Consider the following 18394-nt stretch of genomic DNA (forward strand, 5'->3'; position numbering starts at 1 on the left):
ATTTAGATAGCATATATATGACTGAACAAATTCTGATTCTGGATTTTGGCTCACAGTATACACAATTAATAGCGCGACGTGTCCGTGAGCTTAATGTCTATTGTGAAATCCACCCATACAATAATTTCCCCGCCCTCACTCCGAATATCAAAGGCGTAATTCTCTCAGGAAGTCCCTGCTCGGTGCGGGACCCCGAATCTCCAAGGATCGACCTGGACCAGTTTCGCAAGATCGTGCCGGTACTTGGCGTTTGTTATGGCGCCCAAATGCTTGCTCAGGAACTGGGTGGCGATGTAAAACCTTCACAGCACCGGGAATATGGCCGTGCCAAGCTGGTAATCGATGATACCGATTCTTCGCTGCTCGCAGGTTTGTCCGAATCTTCCCAGGTCTGGATGTCTCACGGCGATACCATTGTTCGCGCTCCCGAAGATTTCCACGTGATTGCTTCCACGGAATCTGTGAAGGTGGCTGCTTTCAAAATCGAAAATGAGCTGACTTACGGTATCCAGTTCCACCCGGAAGTGACACATACCACAGAGGGTAAAAAGCTGATGTATAACTTTGTAGCCAAGATTTGCGGCTGCAAGCAGGACTGGACTTCCGAATCATTTGTTGAACAGACAGTAGCCAGTTTGCGCAAAAGGTTGGGCAATGATAAAGTGGTGATGGCGCTTTCCGGCGGGGTAGATTCTACCGTGGCGGCAACATTGGTCCACCAGGCGATCGGCGCCAATTTGTATTGCATTTTTGTAGATAATGGTCTGCTGCGGAAAGATGAATTTGAAGAAGTGCTGCATTCTTATCAGAACATGGGTCTGAATATTAAAGGTGTAGATTCGAAAGAGCATTTTTATCAGGCATTATCAGGACTGACCGACCCGGAGTCAAAACGCAAGGCGATCGGAAAATCCTTTATCGATATTTTTGATCAGGAGGCACATCTGATCGAAGAAGTGAAATGGCTGGGCCAGGGCACGATTTATCCCGATGTCATTGAATCAGTTTCTGTTAAAGGACCTTCGGCGACGATCAAATCACATCACAATGTGGGCGGCTTGCCGGATTTCATGAAATTGAAAATCGTGGAACCGCTGAATACCTTGTTCAAAGACGAAGTAAGAGCAGTAGGACGCACATTGGGAATTGATGAAAAAATTCTCGGACGTCATCCTTTCCCGGGACCAGGTCTTGCAATTCGGATCCTGGGCGACATTACCCCTGAAAAAGTGGCGATTTTACAAGATGTGGATGCGATTTTTATCGGAGGTTTGAGAAAATGGAATTTATATAAAGACGTGTGGCAGGCAGGAGCCATGTTGCTGCCAGTTCAAAGTGTAGGTGTGATGGGAGATGAAAGGACTTACGAAAGTGTGGTCGCGCTTCGCGCAGTAACTTCCATTGATGGTATGACTGCCGACTGGGCACATTTGCCTTACGAATTCCTGGCAGAAGTTTCTAATGACATTATCAACCGGGTAAAAGGCGTGAACCGCGTCGTTTACGACATTTCTTCAAAGCCGCCGGCTACCATTGAGTGGGAATAACAGAATGCCAATAAATGAAAAAAGCGAACCGATGTTCGCTTTTTTCATTTAAATATCTTCGCGTTGTCAGGATCGCCCGACGCCACGGCTTAGCAAGCTGAGTACAAAAAGTACAAGGAATACGAAGAAAAGAATTTTAGCAATTCCAGCCGCTCCGGCAGCTATTCCGCCGAATCCAAGGATACCAGCAATGATAGCGATGATCAGAAATATTACGGTCCATCTAAGCATGATTGACAAAGTGTTTAAGTTTCTTAATAACTAATTCTGATACCACTTTTACCAATTATGTGCCAGAAGTATTATATGTCCAAAAATGCGAAACTGGGCTGTAATCGTGTATTTTTAAAAAGAAATAGTGGTATTTTGTAGAGTTTGCTTCCCAATATCAGCGTAAAGATTTCCAAACCTCCGGCCGAATATCTGTATTCCCCCACAAATCCGTTATTTTGTAAACTAACCTGCTAATTTATCCTGAGAATGAAATTGAAGTTATGTATGCTACTGTGTATCACAGTGGTTTTGAATGTGGCTGCGCAAAGTGATCGCTGGCAGCAGCGTGTGAAATACCAGATGAATGTTGATTTTGATGCCGTAAAACATCAATATAAAGGCACACAAAAGCTGGTTTACAGCAACAATTCCCCCGACACGCTGCAAAAAGTTTTTTACCATTTATATCTCAACGCATTCCAGCCCGGCAGCCAGATGGACGCCCGGTCGCGCTCCATCAGTGACCCGGATGCACGCGTGAAAGACCGGATTTCAAAATTGTCGCCAGCCGAAATCGGTTATGAAAAAATCGTTTCCCTGAAACACAATGGTAAGCCGGTTAAATATGAAGTGGTTGGCACCATACTGGAAGTGACTTTGAATGAACAAATCCTGCCCAAATCGCAGCATACATTTGAAATGGAATTCGAGGCGCAGATTCCGTTACAAATTCGGCGGACTGGGCGAAATAATAAAGAAGGTATTGAATATTCAGTGGCGCAGTGGTACCCGAAGTTGTGCGAGTATGACTACGAAGGCTGGCATTCCAACCCATACATTGCCAGGGAATTCTATGGCGTGTGGGGTGATTTTGATGTGAAGATAACATTAGATGCCGCGTATGTAGTTGCTGCTACGGGTTACCTGCAAAACCCCGAAAAAATCGGGCACGGTTACACGTCAAATGTTGTGACGCATAAGCCTGGTGAAACGCTGACCTGGCATTTTATCGCGCCCGAAGTGCACGATTTCGTGTGGGCCGCCGACCGGGATTATAAACACGACATTGTGCGTGTGGATGATAAGCTGGACCTGCATTTCTTTTACAAAGGCGATAGCCTGGCCGCTGCCTGGAAACAAATGGAGCCTTACGCAGTGCGCTGCTTTAACATTATGAACCAGCGATTTGGCCGCTATCCTTACAAACAATATTCTGTAATCCAGGGTGGCGACGGCGGTATGGAGTACGCCATGGCAACATTAATTAATGGTCGCCAAAACTGGTCGGGATTGGTGGGCGTGATGGTACACGAAGCATGCCACAGCTGGTTCCAGCATTTGTTGGGGACCAATGAATCCAAATATCCCTGGATGGATGAAGGTTTCGCGACTTATGCCGAAAACATCGTGATGTCGCAAATGTTCCCAAGTCTGCCCGATCCGCAATTGAAAAGCACTAACAGTTATCGCTCTCTCGTGAAATCAGGTCTGGAAGAGCCGCTCACGACGCATGCGGATCATTATAATACCAATCGCGCTTATTCCCTGGCCAGTTATTCCAAAGGTTCGGTTTTCCTGAATCAGCTGAATTACATTATCGGGAAAGATAAATTTGAAAAAGCCATCAAGCGATATTTCAATGAGTGGGAATTTAAACACCCTAACCCGACGGATTTGAAGCGCATCATGGAAAAAGAATCAGGGCTGGAACTGGACTGGTACTTTGAGGACTTTGTGGGCACGACCAAAACGATCGATTACAGCATTAAGGAAGTTTTGCCCAATGCGGAGAAAACGGATGTAGTACTGGGAAGAATTGGTCAAATGCCGATGCCGCTGGATGTGGTAGTAGCGTACACTGACGGGACGCAGGAGAATTTTTACATACCGCTGGAAATCATGCGGGGCGAAAAAACGGAAAGACTTTATACCAAAACCACATTGCTTCCGGACTGGGGCTGGACATTCCCCGAGTATTCGTTCACGATCAAGCGCAGCCTTGCCGAGATCCGCTACATTGTCATCGATCCGAGTGAAAGAATGGCGGATATGAATGAGGATAACAATGTGTATCCGACGCAGACAAAAGAACTGCCGCGATTCAAGGCCGAGCCAAGCAAATAATTATCTTCCAAATGGGATGGACGTTCCGAAACGCCATCCCATTTTCACAAAATGACTGCCGTGAAACTGGGCCACCGCTTCCAGGCGCAGCACCCGGTAAATGTTATCAATGCCGTATACCAGCTCCGAATAGTTGTGGATCGTCGGCACCCTGAGGTAATGCAGCTGTAATGTTTCCGAGAGTCCGGTTACCCGCAAAGCCTGCACCCGCGTCAGCAGGAAATTTTGCGAAGACCAGGTGACGTGCGTCTGGAAAAACCAGGCATTGGTACTATACCGGTAGTAAGGCAACATCCGGAACTGATCGGGCGGGTAGGTGTACTGAAAGAAAAACTCATTTCCCATAAAGTGCCGGTAATCAGGGAAATACATGTGTTTTTTGCTCAAAAAGCTACCCCCATTTACCAGATATTCCAGCCCGCTCCTGGGTCCTAAATCCATATTTTGCCGAATCGTCGCCTGCAATATGGAATAATCTACATCGCCCAAAACACCGACGCCGCGCTTGTAATTGGCACTAAATGCCGGCCCGCGACTTCTCAGATACCGTTTTTCACCATTCCGGATCAGGTACCTCCGCCACGGACGCAATGTGGCTGTCAAATCCAGAATAGTTGCGTTATGAATCGGGAAGCCGGTATTTTCAAGTTCTTTATTAATTGGCCGGTTGGGCGTATAGCTGTAATCATTCCAGAAGAAAATGGGCCGCGCGCTCGACTGGTTGAACAATTCTTTCCGGTGTTCAAATTCTACAGCCGCATTAAGGGTGAGGATATCCGCAATGTTCCGTAATGTAAAATCTGCCCGCCCGAATTGTTTCTGGTAGACTTTCATAAAATTCCGGTCGAAAAACCGGGCGCCCATGCTGTTTGCCAGCGGCTGTATCGGGTTATTGTTGTTGATCTGGCTGGCCATTTCGCCCCCGGAAAGCGCCAGGTTCCATTTATTGTTTCCGACTATCGTTTCCAGTTGCCCGTAAACCCTTTTCCGGCCAAAAGAATAGCGCACCAGCGGCTTAATGCTCCAATAACTGGACTTACCCCACCGCTTTTGCCACTCCGTCAGAAAATTGATTGCATTACCTTCAACAGTATTGTAACTGATCGAAAGTAGAGGGCTTTTGAAATAAAATGTGCGGCGGTTTCCGAGTGTGTAGGTATTCCCGGTTGCCAAATGTCTCGCCTTGAAATACAGCGAGTCAGGCCGTGATTTCGTCCTGGAAGAATCTTTGACAACCTGAATGCTGTCCTGCAAAACATAACCCGATACTTCCGATTTGGTAAGTGGGATCGGGCGGAGCGCATCCCAGTAAGCCGTATCCCGTTTATTCGCCATCGGATCAATGATGATCGAATCTTCCCGCACCAGCCGGTCGCTAGTCTCGTAATTCTTATTCTCTTTTTTCTGATCCTTTTCGTACTGTTTCGTCAGTTTCCGGAAGTTTTTGGTTGAAAATTCCTTCTGGTTTTTGATCAGATTTTCAAGATCCTTTTTTCGCTTCCCGGCATCGGCCACTTCTTCTTTTTTATGATCTTTAATGACGATATCTTCTTTCAAACCCGGATCAACATCCAGTTTTTCATAACTAAGAGATACCAAATACTTGAATTCTCCCGCAAATCCGAGATAGCTTCCGGTTAATCTAAATTGTTGGTTGACAGGTACCCACACATTCTGTACAGGACTAAAAATCTGCTTGGCAGAAATGTTCAATCCCTGCGTTGTAGTTTGTAAATCGTAACTGTGAATCGACCAGTAATCTTCCAGAATGAAAAGACTTCCTTTGAAAACACCTTCCCCGTAAGCCTTCGGAATGACCTTTATTTTATTTACAGTTCGCCCCTGGTCCAGGAAATATCCTTCATATTCAAAGCGGTAGTAGGCAAATGACTTGGGGGAAAGCGGCGAAATGGTACCCGCAATTTCGGGGCTGTATAAACTCGCCAGAATGTAATCATTGGGAGAGGGGATGCTGTTATCCAGACTGTTACGCGTAGAAACGATGCGCTGAGAATAATGTCCGGGGCGGCGGTATTTGATTTCGGCCACACTTTCATTTAGAACAGCCTTCCCCTCCTGGATACCTTCTTTCTTCAACCTTCTTTCCAGCAGATAAGGGATTTTGGTTGGCAGCGCAGTACTTCTTGAATAAACTTTTGCCGTATAACCTCGTATTTGCAACTGATGAAAACGCGCTTTGGCGATCGCCCGGCGCATGATGGTATACGCAGGATCTTCTTTTCCGGTACCAATCGTGGCTTCCTGCAGGCTCAGCGCCTGTTCCTCAAGCGTAACATTGACCTCAACAAAACCATCTGCAACCGTAACCGATTTGGTTTCACTTTTGAAACCCAGGTATTGAAAAACGATCTCATAAGTGCCCGGTGCGAGGCTGAAAAGGTAGTCGCCGTCGGCATTGGCCATGGTACCATTACTGGTGCCGCTCACTGCAATACCCGCATAGGGAAGCGCATCACCCGTTTTTGTGGTGATGCGCCCTTTGATGCCTCCTGCCTCGGAAGCCGTTTTAAATGACAATAAAATGAGCAGGAGCACTGCAATGCGCATCAGCGTACGGTTTAAAAGCTATAAGTAGAAATCGGGCGAAAATACCCAATTCACTACTTATATAACCGTACCAGCGCTTTTGTTAGTCACATTCCCCGTCGGTAGTGCACGCAGCACCCTCAGCAAAAGCAACTAACGGTTTGGGATTGGCTTTTTCCCACTCGCCGAAAGATTGTTCCAAAGCATTCAAAAATGTCTCAGAATGTTGCGCACCCGAAACCGCATATTTTCTGTCCAAAACAAAAAACGGAACACCTCGCGCGCCCACCTGCTGCGCCTCATGAATGTCTTTGCGGACCTCATCACTGTATTTCGTGCCGTCCAGTACCGCTCTCAACTCCTCTGCGTCCAGACCGATTTCTGCTCCCAGGGAAACCAATGTTTCAATGTCGGCCGTATTTTTACCATCCGTGAAATACGCTTTGAAAAGTTGTTCTTCCGCCGCGTCGCCCAGGCCTTTTGTTTTGGCAAACTGTACAAAACGGTGCGCATCAAATGAGTTGGCAACAACCGCCTGGTCCATATTGTATTCCAAACCAGCGTCTGCGGCCATACTGGTCACATGATCATTCATTTGCTGGGCATAATCCACCGTCCAGCCTTTTACTTCCGCCAGGTATTCGTTGATGGTTTTGCCCGGTTCCGTCTTCATCTGCGGGTTCAGCTGGAAACTTTTCCACTCTACCTGGACCTGGTCTTTATTACGAAATTGTGCCAATGCTGTTTCAAACCGCCTTTTCCCGATATAGCAAAAAGGGCACATCACATCACTCCATATCTCTACTTTCATGATTTTATACTTTAAAATTTTTGTGGTAATGTAGTTTCAATATCACTTTATTAAATTCTTATGCAAACTTAAATAAATATGCTATACATTTGTTAGTACTATACAAAAGGGTAGCTAAACAAGTTCAGAGAATCATGAAGGACACCGAAAAAACGATGAATGGCCACACGCTGGGCGAATGCACAAAAAGCATCCTGCCGGTCCGCGATGCTTTGGAAGTTTTAAATGGTAAGTGGAAGCTGCCGATCATCGTCTCCTTAATGTTCGGCAACAAACGTTTTTCCCAAATAGCCCGCGAAGTCCCCGGCATCACCGACAAAATGCTCTCCAAAGAACTCCGCGACCTGGAATGCAACGAACTCGTGAAACGCAAGGTGTATGACTCCATTCCGGTCGTAGTGGAATACTCCCTAACCGACTACGGGCATTCTTTAAAGGTGGTGATCGAGGTTTTGAGGGCGTGGGGGATGAAACATCGGGAGCGGATGATGGGAGAAGTGACGGTTTGAGCCAAACAAAAAAAGCAACCCTCTCAGGTTGCTTCTCTCATTCTAAAAATATCCAATCAAACAATTACCCCAGCTGGTTGATGCAGTTCAAATCCTCAAACGCAAGTTTCAGTCTTTGAATCATCGTTTCCTCGCCTTTGCGGAGCCAGACGCGGGGATCGTAGTATTTTTTGTTTGGTGCATCAGGGCCTTCCGGGTTGCCTAGCTGGGCTTGCAGATAGCCTTCTTTTTCTTTGTAGTATTTCAGGATACCTTCCCAGGTCGACCATTGCATATCCGTATCAATGTTCATTTTGATCGCGCCGTACTCGATCGCTTCGCGGATTTCTTCGCGGGAAGAGCCTGATCCTCCGTGGAATACGAAGTTTACGGGCAATTCGCCGGTTCCGAATTTTTCCTGGATGTAGTTTTGTGAATTACGAAGGATTTTCGGCTCCAATTTCACATTACCTGGCTTATACACCCCATGAACATTACCGAAAGCAGCTGCGATCGTAAAATTTGGAGAGATTTTCAGCAGTTCTTCGTAAGCATAAGCTACTTCTTCCGGCTGGGTATACAGTTTTGAACTATCTACATCGCTGTTATCCACGCCATCTTCTTCACCGCCGGTTACACCCAGCTCAATTTCCAGCGTCATACCAATCTTGGCCATACGCTCGAAATACTTGGAAGAAATTTCAATGTTCTCCTCAATCGGCTCCTCCGACAAATCCAGCATGTGGGAGCTGTAAAGTGGAATGCCATGCTGATCGAAATATCTTTCGCCAGCTTCCAAAAGACCGTCGATCCAGGGAAGCAATTTTTTGGCGCAGTGATCGGTATGCAAAATGACAGGAACACCATAAAGTGCCGCCATCTGGTGCACGTGCATCGCACCCGAGATACCACCGGCTATCGCAGCCTGCTGGTTGGTATTCGATAGGCTTTTTCCTGCGTAAAATATAGCACCGCCGTTTGAAAACTGGATGATCACCGGGCTGTTTACTGCTTTCGCAGTTTCCAATACCGCATTTACTGAATTGGTTCCCACCACGTTAACTGCCGGAAGGGCGTAGTTGTTTTCGTTGGCATGGCGGAAAATTTCGCTAACACCATCACCGGTAACAACTCCGGGGGCAAAGCGTTTTGTGGTTTCGCTCATAGTAATTAAGAAGATTTTTTCAAGAAATAATTAGGCAATTCCGACATTGAAAATGAATTGCAGGGCAAAGGCCGCAAGTTAGGTATTTTGGAGAAAATGAAGGAGATAAGTAAGGGTTATTATGTGTTTCAACGAAGATTTATTGTATTATGACCGTTTTGGCGCAATCTGCGTATCTTTGAAAATCATTGAAAAAGCGGACCCGAATCTGCTGATTTTTATTACAATACTTCATTAATGAATTCCAAACTTATGAGGACGATACTGCTGGCGCTCACACTGGGATTTTTCGCAGTATGGGCACTCGAATTTCGCCGGGCGGGTTTACTTGAAAGTTACTGGCTCCTGCTGGTCAGCATTGTTTGCCTCCTGATTTTCCAATTTGTAAGACTCAAAGCATCGATGTCAGCGGGCGCGAAACAGCAGAAAGAAGTGGCTCCGACCCGGCAGATAGCAACTAAAAAACCAAAGAAATAATATGGCTTTCGGTCTGACGATAGTGTTTTTCATGCTCGCCGGGTATTTCGGGGCGGTCAGGTCTGTGCTCATGGATTTTTCGATCGACCGCTACTCGCTCCGCCACGAAAAAACGGAAGTCGTGACGCAGACACTTTACTGGCGCAGAGTGCTCAGAATGATGCGGTTACTCGCGGTGGCGCTCGGCTGTTTTATGGCCGTCGTGACCATTTACCCGGTGCTTTCGCTTACTTCCGGTTTTGAAGAAACATTGGTTGTTGTCGGACTCTTTCTCGGTGTCGTAGCAATTTGGATGATTTCTTACGGAGGCTGGGTGAAATTGGGAAGAAGTTTTCCGCATTTGCTTGATTTAAAGGCTTTTCCGGTACGATTTGGCGAGTGGATCATGACGCCGCTATACTGGGTAATCGAGCCGTTTGTAAAAGAAAATATCCTGACCGCTTCCCTCCGCGACGATATCAGCTCCGCCGACGATCCAGATTTCGATGACCATAGCATTGAAGAAAAAATGTTTATCAATGCGCTTGATTTCAAAGATTTACGTATCAGAGATTGTATGATCCCGCGGACGGAAATTTCATCTGTGAATGTGAATGCGACCATTGAAGATTTACGAACCGCTTTTCTGACCAGCGGACATTCCAAGATCATTGTGCAGCGCGAATCTGCGGACGAGGTGTTGGGTTACTGTCACGCATTATCCCTTTTTAAAAAACCCAAAGAAATCAGCAACATTATCACGCCGATCCTGATCGTACCAGAAGCCATGCACGCCAGGGATTTAATGTTGCGGTTTCTGGAAGAAAGAAGGAGCATTGCGCTGGTAGTAGATGAATTCGGCGGCACTTCCGGGCTGGTGAGTGTCGAAGATGTGGTAGAGCAGATATTTGGGGAGATCCAGGACGAATACGATTCGACGGAAGACTGGACGGAAAGGCAGCTCGACGACGACAGTTATATGCTGAGCGCCCGCCATGAGCTAGACTATCTGAATGAAAAATATGGCTGGGAACTGCCTGAGGGTGATTACGATACGCTTGCCGGCATGCTGATTCAGTACTATGGAGACTTGCCCGATGTGAATGAAACTGTCAGCATTCCTCCTTATTCTTTTCAGGTGGTTTCGGTGCAGGATACCCGTATTGAACTTGTGAAACTGACCATTGAGGAGAAGGAAAAAAAGGGTAGCAAGGATTAATACAGTCCGAAATTTGATTTTAAAAATTACCAAGTGCGAATCTCAGCTGAAAATATCGGGAAGAAATTTGTGCGGGAGTGGATTGTCCGTAACGCCAGTTTTGAGCTGAATGCTGGCGAAAGTTATACATTCGTCGGGCCAAATGGCAGCGGGAAATCGACCTTGCTGCAACTGCTGACGGGTATTACGCCGGTTTCCGAGGGCAAAATCACCTATCAAACCGGCGACAAGAAAATCGAGGAGGATCATTGGTACAAACATCTGGTCATCGCCGCTCCTTATCTTGAACTGATAGAGGAGTTTACCTTGCGGGAGCTCACCGAATTCCACACGCGGTTCAAGCCTTTCAAAAGCCGGATGTCTTTTTCGGATTTCGAGGATTTTATCCAGCTGGCGCACGCCAAACACAAAACAGTCCGCCATTTTTCGTCGGGGATGAAGCAGCGGGTGAAGCTGGGCCTGGCATTTATGTCCGATGTGCCCGTTATTTTTCTGGATGAGCCCACTACCAATCTGGATGCGCAAGGCATCGGATGGTACCTGGATAATGTGGCAAAATACACTCAAAATCAGCTTGTTTTGCTGGGTTCGAATGTGAAACAGGAATACGAGTTTTGTGAAAATATCATATCGGTTTCTGCGTTCAAATAAAAAACAGGGGGCTGGCCAATGCGGAGAACTTTACATTCCATTTACTTCATTTTTTTGCTTCTTACCGCTTCCCAATCCCTGGCTGGCGGGATGTATTTTATTGAAAACAAGGGTCAGTGGGACAAGGATGTGCTTTATCGCGCAGAAATTCCGGGAGGGTTTTTGTTTTTAAAAAGCAAGTCGCTGGTATATGTCATGTATGATGCCAAAAAGGTCTCGGCTCAGCACGCCAATCACGCGTCGACTTCATCGGCAGCAAAAGAAAATACGGAGGCAGTCAGCATTGCGGCGCATGGGGTTGAGGTGCAGTTTCAAAATGCCGTTTCTGCTGTAAAACACACGCCGAAAAAGCCGATTGAGACTTATTTCAATTATTTTTTAGGTGGAAAAGAGGCCAATTGGGGCGATGGAGCGAACGGTTTTGAGGAAGTTTTATATGAAAACCTGTATCAGGGCATCGACCTCCGCATTTATCTCCACCAGGCTCAGTTAAAATATGAATTCATCGTCAAGCCACAGGCAGATCCGTCACAGATCAGTTTGAAATATTCAGGGGCGGAAAAAGTTTCGCTGAATGAAACCGGACAGCTGGTCATTAAAACTTCGATTAACTCATTCAAGGAAGCTGAGCCATATTCTTTTCAGAATGTAAATGGCCGCGTGGTGGAAATTGCGTCGCCTTTTGAGCTGCAAGCCGACAATGTCGCCCGGTTTACTTTGCCAAAAGGTTACAACAAAAACGCAGTCTTGACCATCGATCCCGAGTTGATTTTCTCCACATACTCAGGCGCTTTCGCCGATAATTGGGGGCACACGGCGACGTATGATTCCGAGGGTAACCTGTACTCGGGAGGGACGATTTTCGGTACCAATTTTCCGGCGACGGTCGGCGCGTTCCAGACAAAATTTGAGGGCTTGGTGGATGTTTCCATCATGAAATTCACGCCCGATGGAAGCAAGCTGCTTTACGCTACATTCCTGGGCGGGAACAATACGGATATTCCTGCAAGTCTTATTGTTAACTCGAAAAAGGAGTTGCTGATTCTGGGGACAACTTCCTCTAAGAATTTTCCGACCAGATCAAATGCATTTCAGCCAGCATTTGGCGGTGGTACCCGGACTGTGCCCATCTCCGGTCTTGACCTGGCAAATGGTGGTGATATTTTTATTTCAAAACTCAGTTCCGACGGCAAGCAGCTGACCGGTTCGACTTACCTCGGCGGCGATGGAAATGATGGCGTAAGCAACACCCGGGCTTTCACGATCCGAAATTACGGCGATGCCTTAAGAGGTGAGATTGTGGTCGACCAGTCTGATAATGTACTCATTGTATCCTCGACGAACTCTGGCAACTTTCCGGTTAAAAACTATGTGCAGGAAAGGATCGGCGGAAACCAGGACGGGATTATCAGCAAGCTGGATGCCGGGCTGAATAACTTGCTTTGGAGTACCTATTTTGGCGGTGAAAAAGAGGAGGCGGCCTATTCTTTAAAATCAATGTCGAATGGTGACATTTATGTGGTAGGCGTCACCACCAGCGGGCTCCTTTTGCCAACTACTACTGCATCCTATCAGCAACATTTGAAAGGTACCGAAGATGCTTTCCTGGCTAAATTTTCGGCGGATAAATTGGTGGCTGTCACATATTTAGGAACCGATAAACAGGATACCGGATATCTGGTAGACACCGATCCTGGCGGCAATGTGTATGTTTACGGCCTCACGACGGGCACTTACCCGGTCAGCCAGGGCGTTTACCAGAATGCCAAAAGCGGGCAGTTCATCCACGCGCTCGACCCAACATTATCCAAAAGCATTTTCTCAACAGTCATCGGCTCGGGTCGTGGTACACCCGACATTTCTCCCACGGCATTTTTGGTCAGCGAATGTGGCAACATTTACATGGCAGGCTGGGGAGGAAATGTCAATAGCGGCACAGATAACAACCAGGCAAGCAGCACATTAGGGATGAAAGTGACGGAGGATGCCATGAAGCCAACCACGAATGGTAATAACTTTTACATTGCGATTCTGGAACAAGGCGCGAAGTCGCTTTTGTACGCCACCTACTTCGGCAGCGACAGTAGGAACGGTGGAGCACAGGGCGATCACGTGGACGGAGGCACGAGCCGGTTTGATAAAAATGGCACAATTTACCACGCCACCTGCGCCTGCGGAGGCAGCTATTTTCCCACGACCCCGCAGGCCTGGTCGAAAACCAATAACAGCGATAATTGTAATAATGCGGCTTTCAAGATCGATATTGATCGGTTAAAGGCAAATTTCGATGTGTATTCCGGCACTAAAAAAGACGTTTTCAGCGGCTGCGCGCCACTTTCCTTATCATTTGTAAATACCAGCGAAGGTGGAATTGATTATATCTGGGAAGTGAGTGGCGCCACGATTTCCCGCGAGGAAGATCAGGCGACCTACACATTTAGCAAACCCGGAGAATATACCGTCACATTAAAAGCCTATAACCGCCTCAGCTGCAAGCGCATTGACGTGGTAGAAAAGAAAATTGTCGTTGAAACGCTGACCACGAAGGTTACTCCGGACACGACGGTTTGTGAAAATTCAACCATAAGTCTGCTCGCTTCTGGCGGGACGCAATATAAATGGTCTCCCGCGGCGGGTTTGAGCAACACTAACATTTCCAATCCGACTGCGATTGTGAAAGAAACGATGGAATATTCGGTCGAAATCGCGAATGCAAGTGGCTGCAAGGTGACTCAAAAAGTGAAAATCGCTGTGCAGAAAAAAACGGATTTTGTGGATATGCCGGATACGGAAGTGTGCCAGGGAGCGTCAGTAACGTTGTCTGTTTCAGGCAATGCTACGCAATATAAATGGCTGGCGACGAATGGTTTGCAGGAGACGATCGCCAAATCCGTAACCGTCAGGCCGACGCAGACCACGACTTATACCATTGAAGGAATTTATGCCGATGGTTGCCGGCCGCTGCGGGAAATTACCGTGAAAGTAGATAATTCTTACGAGCCAAAATTTGATATAAAAACTTCGGGCGGGGCTTGTAATGAACCATTTAGCTATTCTATGTCTAATCAAACGACGAATGCGCAGCGTTATGAGTGGAATCTGGGCGTCGGCGGAAAAATCACTGAGCCGGAGATTAATGAGTATGTTTATGACAAACCGGGAGAGTATACGGTAACATTAACTGCCTATAATGCTGCGGGTTGCGCGTTATCGGTTTCTAAAAAAGTAGTCGCCTCGCCGCCATTTACATTAACCAATGTAATCACGCCGAATGATGACGGGAAAAATGACTTTTTCGTTGTGCCGGTTTCCCCTTCGTCGCTGGAAGTTTTTAACAGGTGGGGAAAATCGATTTTTAAAAATGCGGATTATAAAAATGACTGGGGTAAGAACATTGAAAATGGTACTTACTTCTATGTGGTTGATACTCCGCAGGGTAACCACTGCAGAGGGTGGGTAGAGGTGTTGCACTAGGCGGGGAATTTTACATGAGCAACACAAGCGTTATCTTTGAAATCACATTTTTATTTTAACTATAAACACATTAACATCTATGAAAAAGCTGACTTTACTCGTGCTCATCATCGTGGCTGCTTTCACGGCAAGAGCCCAGGATGCGAATCATTTCGGAAAAGAAATCAATGATAAAAAGGCGATAGAAGCGAATGCGCTGCCTGCCAAAATGGGCGAAAAATCGGAAATGCAGGCAAAAGTGAGCGCGACGGTTGAAGATGTGTGCCAGGTGAAGGGCTGCTGGATGACCGTGAAACTGGATAATGGTGAAACAATGCGGGTGGTTTTCAAGGATTACGCGTTTTTTGTACCAAAAGACATCGCCGGGAAAACAGTGGTTTTTGAAGGGGAAGCGCAGAAAAAGATGATCCCGGTGGAACATTTGCAGCATTATGCGAAAGATGCCGGCCAAAGCAAGGAAGAAATTGCAAAAATCACGGAGCCGAAACAGGAACTCACCTTTGTCGCGGACGGCGTGCTCGTCAAATAATCGGTTTTAGTAGATAAGAAACATCCGGGTGGACGCTTTGTAGACATACAGAGCGTCCACTTTTTATGTCTATGAAATCCAGATTTTTCCTATCCCTCGGCATTATTGCCTGCCTTTCCCTGCCTGCTTTTGCACAAAATGAAAACCTGAAATGGTGGAACCCGCAGTCGGCCACATTCCCGGTTATTGAAGGACAAGCTTGGACGAAGGAAGTTAAAAACCCTTACGATCGGCTGCCGGCGCGTGCGGAGAAGCAGGTACGGGATGAAGTTTGGAAATTGTCAAACCAATCTGCGGGTTTGATGATCCGTTTCCGGGCTAATTCTTCTCAAATCAAGATCAGGTATACCGTCGGCGGCAAGCATGCGCTGCCTCACATGCCGACGACGGGCGTGAGCGGTGTGGATTTGTATTCAATAGCAAGTGACGGTGAAACACGCTGGTGTGCAGGGAAATATGCTTTTGGAGATACCATTACTTATGATTTTAAAGGTCTTGAACCGAATGACAAATACCACACCCATGGGCGCGAGTACCGGTTGTTTTTGCCGCTTTATAATAGTGTAAAATGGCTGGAAATTGGGACGCCGGACCGTACGGAGTTTACGCCGCTGCCTGTGCGGCCAGACAAGCCGATTGTGATTTATGGCACTTCCATTGCTCAGGGTGGGTGCGCATCTCGTCCGGGCATGGCTTGGACGGCGATATTAAGCAGGAAAATGGACCGGCCGCTCATTAACCTGGGTTTTTCGGGAAATGGCAGGTTAGAAAAGGAAGTCGTAGATATTGTTTCCGAAATCGATGCGAAGGTTTTTGTGCTGGATTGTTTGCCAAACCTGATCATTCAGCCGGAATCGAAACTGGGTCTGACCAGTGACATAATCAAAGACCGGATTTTGGCTACCGTAAAAACATTGCGAGGCAAGCATCCTGAAACGCCGATTGTACTTGCGTCGCACGCGGGGTATACCGATGATGGCGTGAACCCGCAGCGAAAGCATTTTTATGAAGAGGCGAATGAAACATTGGGGCTGGCATTCAGGCAGTTGAAAGCGGAGGGAATAAACAATTTATATCTGATCCCGCGCGAAGATTTCGGTCTGGATATCGAGGGAACGGTGGATGGGACGCACCCCAATGACATTGGCATGATGGATTATGCGGAGGGTTACGAGAAACATTTGCGCGACATTCTGCACGAAAACCAGGGAACATTAGCAACTACAAGACCCATTACCCAGCTTCGGGAGCTGCACGGTTACGATTGGGAGGCGCGCCACAAGGAAATATTGGATTTAAATGCCAAATCGGCGCCGCAGACCATTGTTATTGGAAATTCAATTACGCATTATTGGGGAGGTAACCCGAAGGCAAGCAGGGCAGCCGGCGCGGATTCGTGGGAAACGACTTTCGGAAAGAATGCGCGAAACCTGGGCTTTGGCTGGGATCGGATTGAGAATGTGCTCTGGCGTGTCTATCACGGTGAGTTAGACGGTTTCTCAGCCAAAAATATTTTCATCAACATTGGCACCAACAACCTGGGGCTTAGCTCGGATGATGAAGTTGTGGAAGGCTGGAAAATGCTGATCGACGCATTGAAGTTTCGGCAACCAAATGCCAGGATTAATATGATGGGTATTTACCCACGCAGGCAGCAAGAACCGCGGGTTGCCAAATTAAATGAGCGGCTGGCGCTGATTTGCGGGGAGAAGAATGTTGGATATATCGATCCCGGACAAGTGTTTCTTCAAAAAGACGGGAAAATCGACGAGTCGCTCTTTTCTGACGGTCTGCACCCGAATGCCAAAGGGTATAGTTTGCTGGGCGCTCAGATTAAGCCGTATGTAAAGTAAGATTTACAAAACGATCCCGATGCCGAAAAGAATCACAAACAAAAGCGTTGATAAAGCCATTTGTTTGAGATAAGGATCTAATTCACTGGCATTTGTGAGTCTTGTGATAGCCAGGCCGTTTTTAATGAAAAGTGGAAAGCTCAATAAAAACAGCAGGCTGGTATAATGTGAAAAATGCAGGATCGTATAGATCAACACGCATAACATCCCGGTGATCAGGATCATCCAGTGGTACCGGATCGCTTTTTCACGGCCCAGTCTGACGGGAATTGAATTCTTGCCGGTGGCTTTGTCAGATTCTATGTCCCTGATATTGTTGATGTTGAGTACGCCAACCGCAAAAAGTCCGCAGCTTGAAGCAGGTAACAAAAGTCCCCAGTCCCAAATATGGGTATGTAAATAATTACTTCCCAGCACGCCGACCCAGCCGAAAAAGATCAACACAGATAAATCTCCCAATCCGACGTAGCCGTATGGACGTTTGCCTGCGGTATAGGTGAGCGCTGCAATTATACAAGCAACACCAATCCCCAGGAACACCCAGAAAGCATTGGCGGGTGCATCGCGCAGGGCGACAATAAGTAATGATATTCCTGAAATTAACGCGAGGATTGAGAAAACAATAATCGCCTTCAACATGGCTGAGGATGATATTTCACCCGAATGTACCGCCCGTTTCGGGCCTTGGCGTAATTCGGTATCCTTGCCATTCACTGCATCGCCGTAGTCATTGGCGAAATTGGAAAGTACTTGTAAAATGATGGTAGTCAGTACACTGAGCAATGCGACCGGCCAGCTGAATGCTCCCTGACCCGCGGCCAGAAAACAGCCCATTAAAATACATGAAAGAGAGAGGGGCAGTGTTCTGGGACGCGCAGCTTCAATCCAGGGATTCATTGAAAATCGTAATGTGATAAATGTCAGGCTGCTGCTCTTTGCTCAGCCCAGTTAATGATTTGTTCGGCAAGGTGCAGACCTTCTTTGGAAATGTTAGCACTCAGGTTTCCGTCATAGCTCATCGAAAGATGCAGCACGTCGTAAGCCGCGAGGAATGTGTATAGAATTTTCTTGTCTCTTTGCGATAATTCTTCTTTGTACCAATCTACGCTTTTGCGGCCCTTTTTCTTGTCGCCCAAAACTGCATCTAATGCGACCAACACACCAGCATAAGCTGTATGCCCGGCCATTTTTACATACTTGCGGTCCTGGTAAAAGCCATTTTCTTTTACGGCTTTTTCACGTAAAATTTCCTTTGCGTTGGAGAGGTATCTTTTCGCTTCTGTAATGTCTTTCATAAAAAGTGTGTCAGATTAATTG

At 46.9% G+C, this 18394-nt stretch carries 15 protein-coding genes; 9 read left to right on the forward strand and 6 right to left on the reverse strand.

Annotated features, from left to right (window positions below):
* The first annotated feature begins 17 nt into the window (after positions 1-17).
* Positions 18-1547 (forward strand): glutamine-hydrolyzing GMP synthase, encoded by a 1530-nt coding sequence (guaA, locus tag FEN17_RS21990; RefSeq protein ID WP_138367534.1) that lies wholly within the window; start codon positions 18-20, stop codon positions 1545-1547.
* Between the two features lie 66 nt (positions 1548-1613).
* On the opposite strand, the gene FEN17_RS21995 is transcribed toward guaA, so the two are convergent.
* Positions 1614-1778 carry a DUF1328 family protein gene (locus FEN17_RS21995; protein ID WP_138367535.1) on the reverse strand — a complete coding sequence of 55 codons (165 nt, stop codon included), beginning with the start codon at positions 1776-1778 and terminating at the stop codon, positions 1614-1616.
* Positions 1779-2027: 249 nt separating this feature from the next.
* On the opposite strand from FEN17_RS21995, the gene FEN17_RS22000 reads away from it, so the two are divergent.
* Positions 2028-3884 carry a M1 family metallopeptidase gene (locus tag FEN17_RS22000; RefSeq protein ID WP_138367536.1) on the forward strand — a complete coding sequence of 619 codons (1857 nt, stop codon included), beginning with the start codon at positions 2028-2030 and terminating at the stop codon, positions 3882-3884.
* Here the strand turns inward: FEN17_RS22000 and FEN17_RS22005 are convergent, their stop codons facing one another.
* Positions 3885-6452, reverse strand: a complete 2568-nt coding sequence (locus FEN17_RS22005; protein WP_138367537.1) for a DUF5686 and carboxypeptidase regulatory-like domain-containing protein — start codon at positions 6450-6452, stop codon at positions 3885-3887.
* A gap of 82 nt (positions 6453-6534) precedes the next feature.
* Complete coding sequence (locus FEN17_RS22010) at positions 6535-7242, reverse strand: DsbA family oxidoreductase (protein ID WP_138367538.1); 708 nt, start codon at positions 7240-7242, stop codon at positions 6535-6537.
* Between the two features lie 134 nt (positions 7243-7376).
* Between FEN17_RS22010 and FEN17_RS22015 the strand changes: the two genes are divergently transcribed.
* Positions 7377-7751: a winged helix-turn-helix transcriptional regulator gene (locus FEN17_RS22015; protein WP_229208944.1), complete on the forward strand. Its 375-nt coding sequence runs from the start codon at positions 7377-7379 to the stop codon at positions 7749-7751.
* Between the two features lie 64 nt (positions 7752-7815).
* On the opposite strand, the gene fbaA is transcribed toward FEN17_RS22015, so the two are convergent.
* Positions 7816-8895, reverse strand: a complete 1080-nt coding sequence (fbaA, locus tag FEN17_RS22020; protein ID WP_138367539.1) for a class II fructose-bisphosphate aldolase — start codon at positions 8893-8895, stop codon at positions 7816-7818.
* 252 nt (positions 8896-9147) lie between these two features.
* On the opposite strand from fbaA, the gene FEN17_RS22025 reads away from it, so the two are divergent.
* The 6 genes from FEN17_RS22025 (at position 9148) to FEN17_RS22050 (ending at position 17077) form a co-directional block, all read left to right on the forward strand.
* Positions 9148-9372 (forward strand): hypothetical protein, encoded by a 225-nt coding sequence (locus FEN17_RS22025; protein ID WP_138367540.1) that lies wholly within the window; start codon positions 9148-9150, stop codon positions 9370-9372.
* A 1-nt stretch (position 9373) separates the two neighbouring features.
* Positions 9374-10570: a hemolysin family protein gene (locus FEN17_RS22030; protein WP_138367541.1), complete on the forward strand. Its 1197-nt coding sequence runs from the start codon at positions 9374-9376 to the stop codon at positions 10568-10570.
* A gap of 33 nt (positions 10571-10603) precedes the next feature.
* On the forward strand, positions 10604-11221 hold the full coding sequence (locus FEN17_RS22035; protein WP_138367542.1) for an ABC transporter ATP-binding protein: 618 nt from the start codon (positions 10604-10606) through the stop codon (positions 11219-11221).
* A gap of 18 nt (positions 11222-11239) precedes the next feature.
* The gene (locus tag FEN17_RS22040) at positions 11240-14695 is read left to right on the forward strand and encodes a DUF7948 domain-containing protein (protein WP_138367543.1); all 3456 of its coding nucleotides are present in this window, start codon (positions 11240-11242) and stop codon (positions 14693-14695) included.
* A 79-nt stretch (positions 14696-14774) separates the two neighbouring features.
* The gene (locus FEN17_RS22045) at positions 14775-15224 is read left to right on the forward strand and encodes a DUF4920 domain-containing protein (protein WP_138367544.1); all 450 of its coding nucleotides are present in this window, start codon (positions 14775-14777) and stop codon (positions 15222-15224) included.
* Between the two features lie 71 nt (positions 15225-15295).
* Positions 15296-17077: an SGNH/GDSL hydrolase family protein gene (locus FEN17_RS22050; protein ID WP_138367545.1), complete on the forward strand. Its 1782-nt coding sequence runs from the start codon at positions 15296-15298 to the stop codon at positions 17075-17077.
* A gap of 3 nt (positions 17078-17080) precedes the next feature.
* On the opposite strand, the gene FEN17_RS22055 is transcribed toward FEN17_RS22050, so the two are convergent.
* Positions 17081-17974 (reverse strand): 1,4-dihydroxy-2-naphthoate polyprenyltransferase, encoded by an 894-nt coding sequence (locus tag FEN17_RS22055; protein ID WP_138367546.1) that lies wholly within the window; start codon positions 17972-17974, stop codon positions 17081-17083.
* 23 nt (positions 17975-17997) lie between these two features.
* Complete coding sequence (locus FEN17_RS22060; RefSeq protein WP_138367547.1) at positions 17998-18372, reverse strand: DUF5618 family protein; 375 nt, start codon at positions 18370-18372, stop codon at positions 17998-18000.
* Between the last annotated feature and the right edge of the window lie 22 nt (positions 18373-18394).

This window comes from Dyadobacter luticola, from assembly GCF_005860805.1.
GTDB lineage: Bacteria > Bacteroidota > Bacteroidia > Cytophagales > Spirosomataceae > Dyadobacter > Dyadobacter luticola.

What these genes read in the sequence shown, in the direction of transcription:
- guaA (WP_138367534.1), top strand. Translation starts at nt 18, where the DNA reads ATGACTGAACAAATTCTGATTCTGGATTTTGGCTCACAGTATACACAA.
- FEN17_RS21995 (WP_138367535.1), bottom strand. Translation starts at nt 1,778, where the DNA reads ATGCTTAGATGGACCGTAATATTTCTGATCATCGCTATCATTGCTGGT.
- FEN17_RS22000 (WP_138367536.1), top strand. Translation starts at nt 2,028, where the DNA reads ATGAAATTGAAGTTATGTATGCTACTGTGTATCACAGTGGTTTTGAAT.
- FEN17_RS22005 (WP_138367537.1), bottom strand. Translation starts at nt 6,452, where the DNA reads ATGCGCATTGCAGTGCTCCTGCTCATTTTATTGTCATTTAAAACGGCT.
- FEN17_RS22010 (WP_138367538.1), bottom strand. Translation starts at nt 7,242, where the DNA reads ATGAAAGTAGAGATATGGAGTGATGTGATGTGCCCTTTTTGCTATATC.
- FEN17_RS22015 (WP_229208944.1), top strand. Translation starts at nt 7,377, where the DNA reads ATGAAGGACACCGAAAAAACGATGAATGGCCACACGCTGGGCGAATGC.
- fbaA (WP_138367539.1), bottom strand. Translation starts at nt 8,895, where the DNA reads ATGAGCGAAACCACAAAACGCTTTGCCCCCGGAGTTGTTACCGGTGAT.
- FEN17_RS22025 (WP_138367540.1), top strand. Translation starts at nt 9,148, where the DNA reads ATGAGGACGATACTGCTGGCGCTCACACTGGGATTTTTCGCAGTATGG.
- FEN17_RS22030 (WP_138367541.1), top strand. Translation starts at nt 9,374, where the DNA reads ATGGCTTTCGGTCTGACGATAGTGTTTTTCATGCTCGCCGGGTATTTC.
- FEN17_RS22040 (WP_138367543.1), top strand. Translation starts at nt 11,240, where the DNA reads ATGCGGAGAACTTTACATTCCATTTACTTCATTTTTTTGCTTCTTACC.
- FEN17_RS22045 (WP_138367544.1), top strand. Translation starts at nt 14,775, where the DNA reads ATGAAAAAGCTGACTTTACTCGTGCTCATCATCGTGGCTGCTTTCACG.
- FEN17_RS22050 (WP_138367545.1), top strand. Translation starts at nt 15,296, where the DNA reads ATGAAATCCAGATTTTTCCTATCCCTCGGCATTATTGCCTGCCTTTCC.
- FEN17_RS22055 (WP_138367546.1), bottom strand. Translation starts at nt 17,974, where the DNA reads ATGAATCCCTGGATTGAAGCTGCGCGTCCCAGAACACTGCCCCTCTCT.
- FEN17_RS22060 (WP_138367547.1), bottom strand. Translation starts at nt 18,372, where the DNA reads ATGAAAGACATTACAGAAGCGAAAAGATACCTCTCCAACGCAAAGGAA.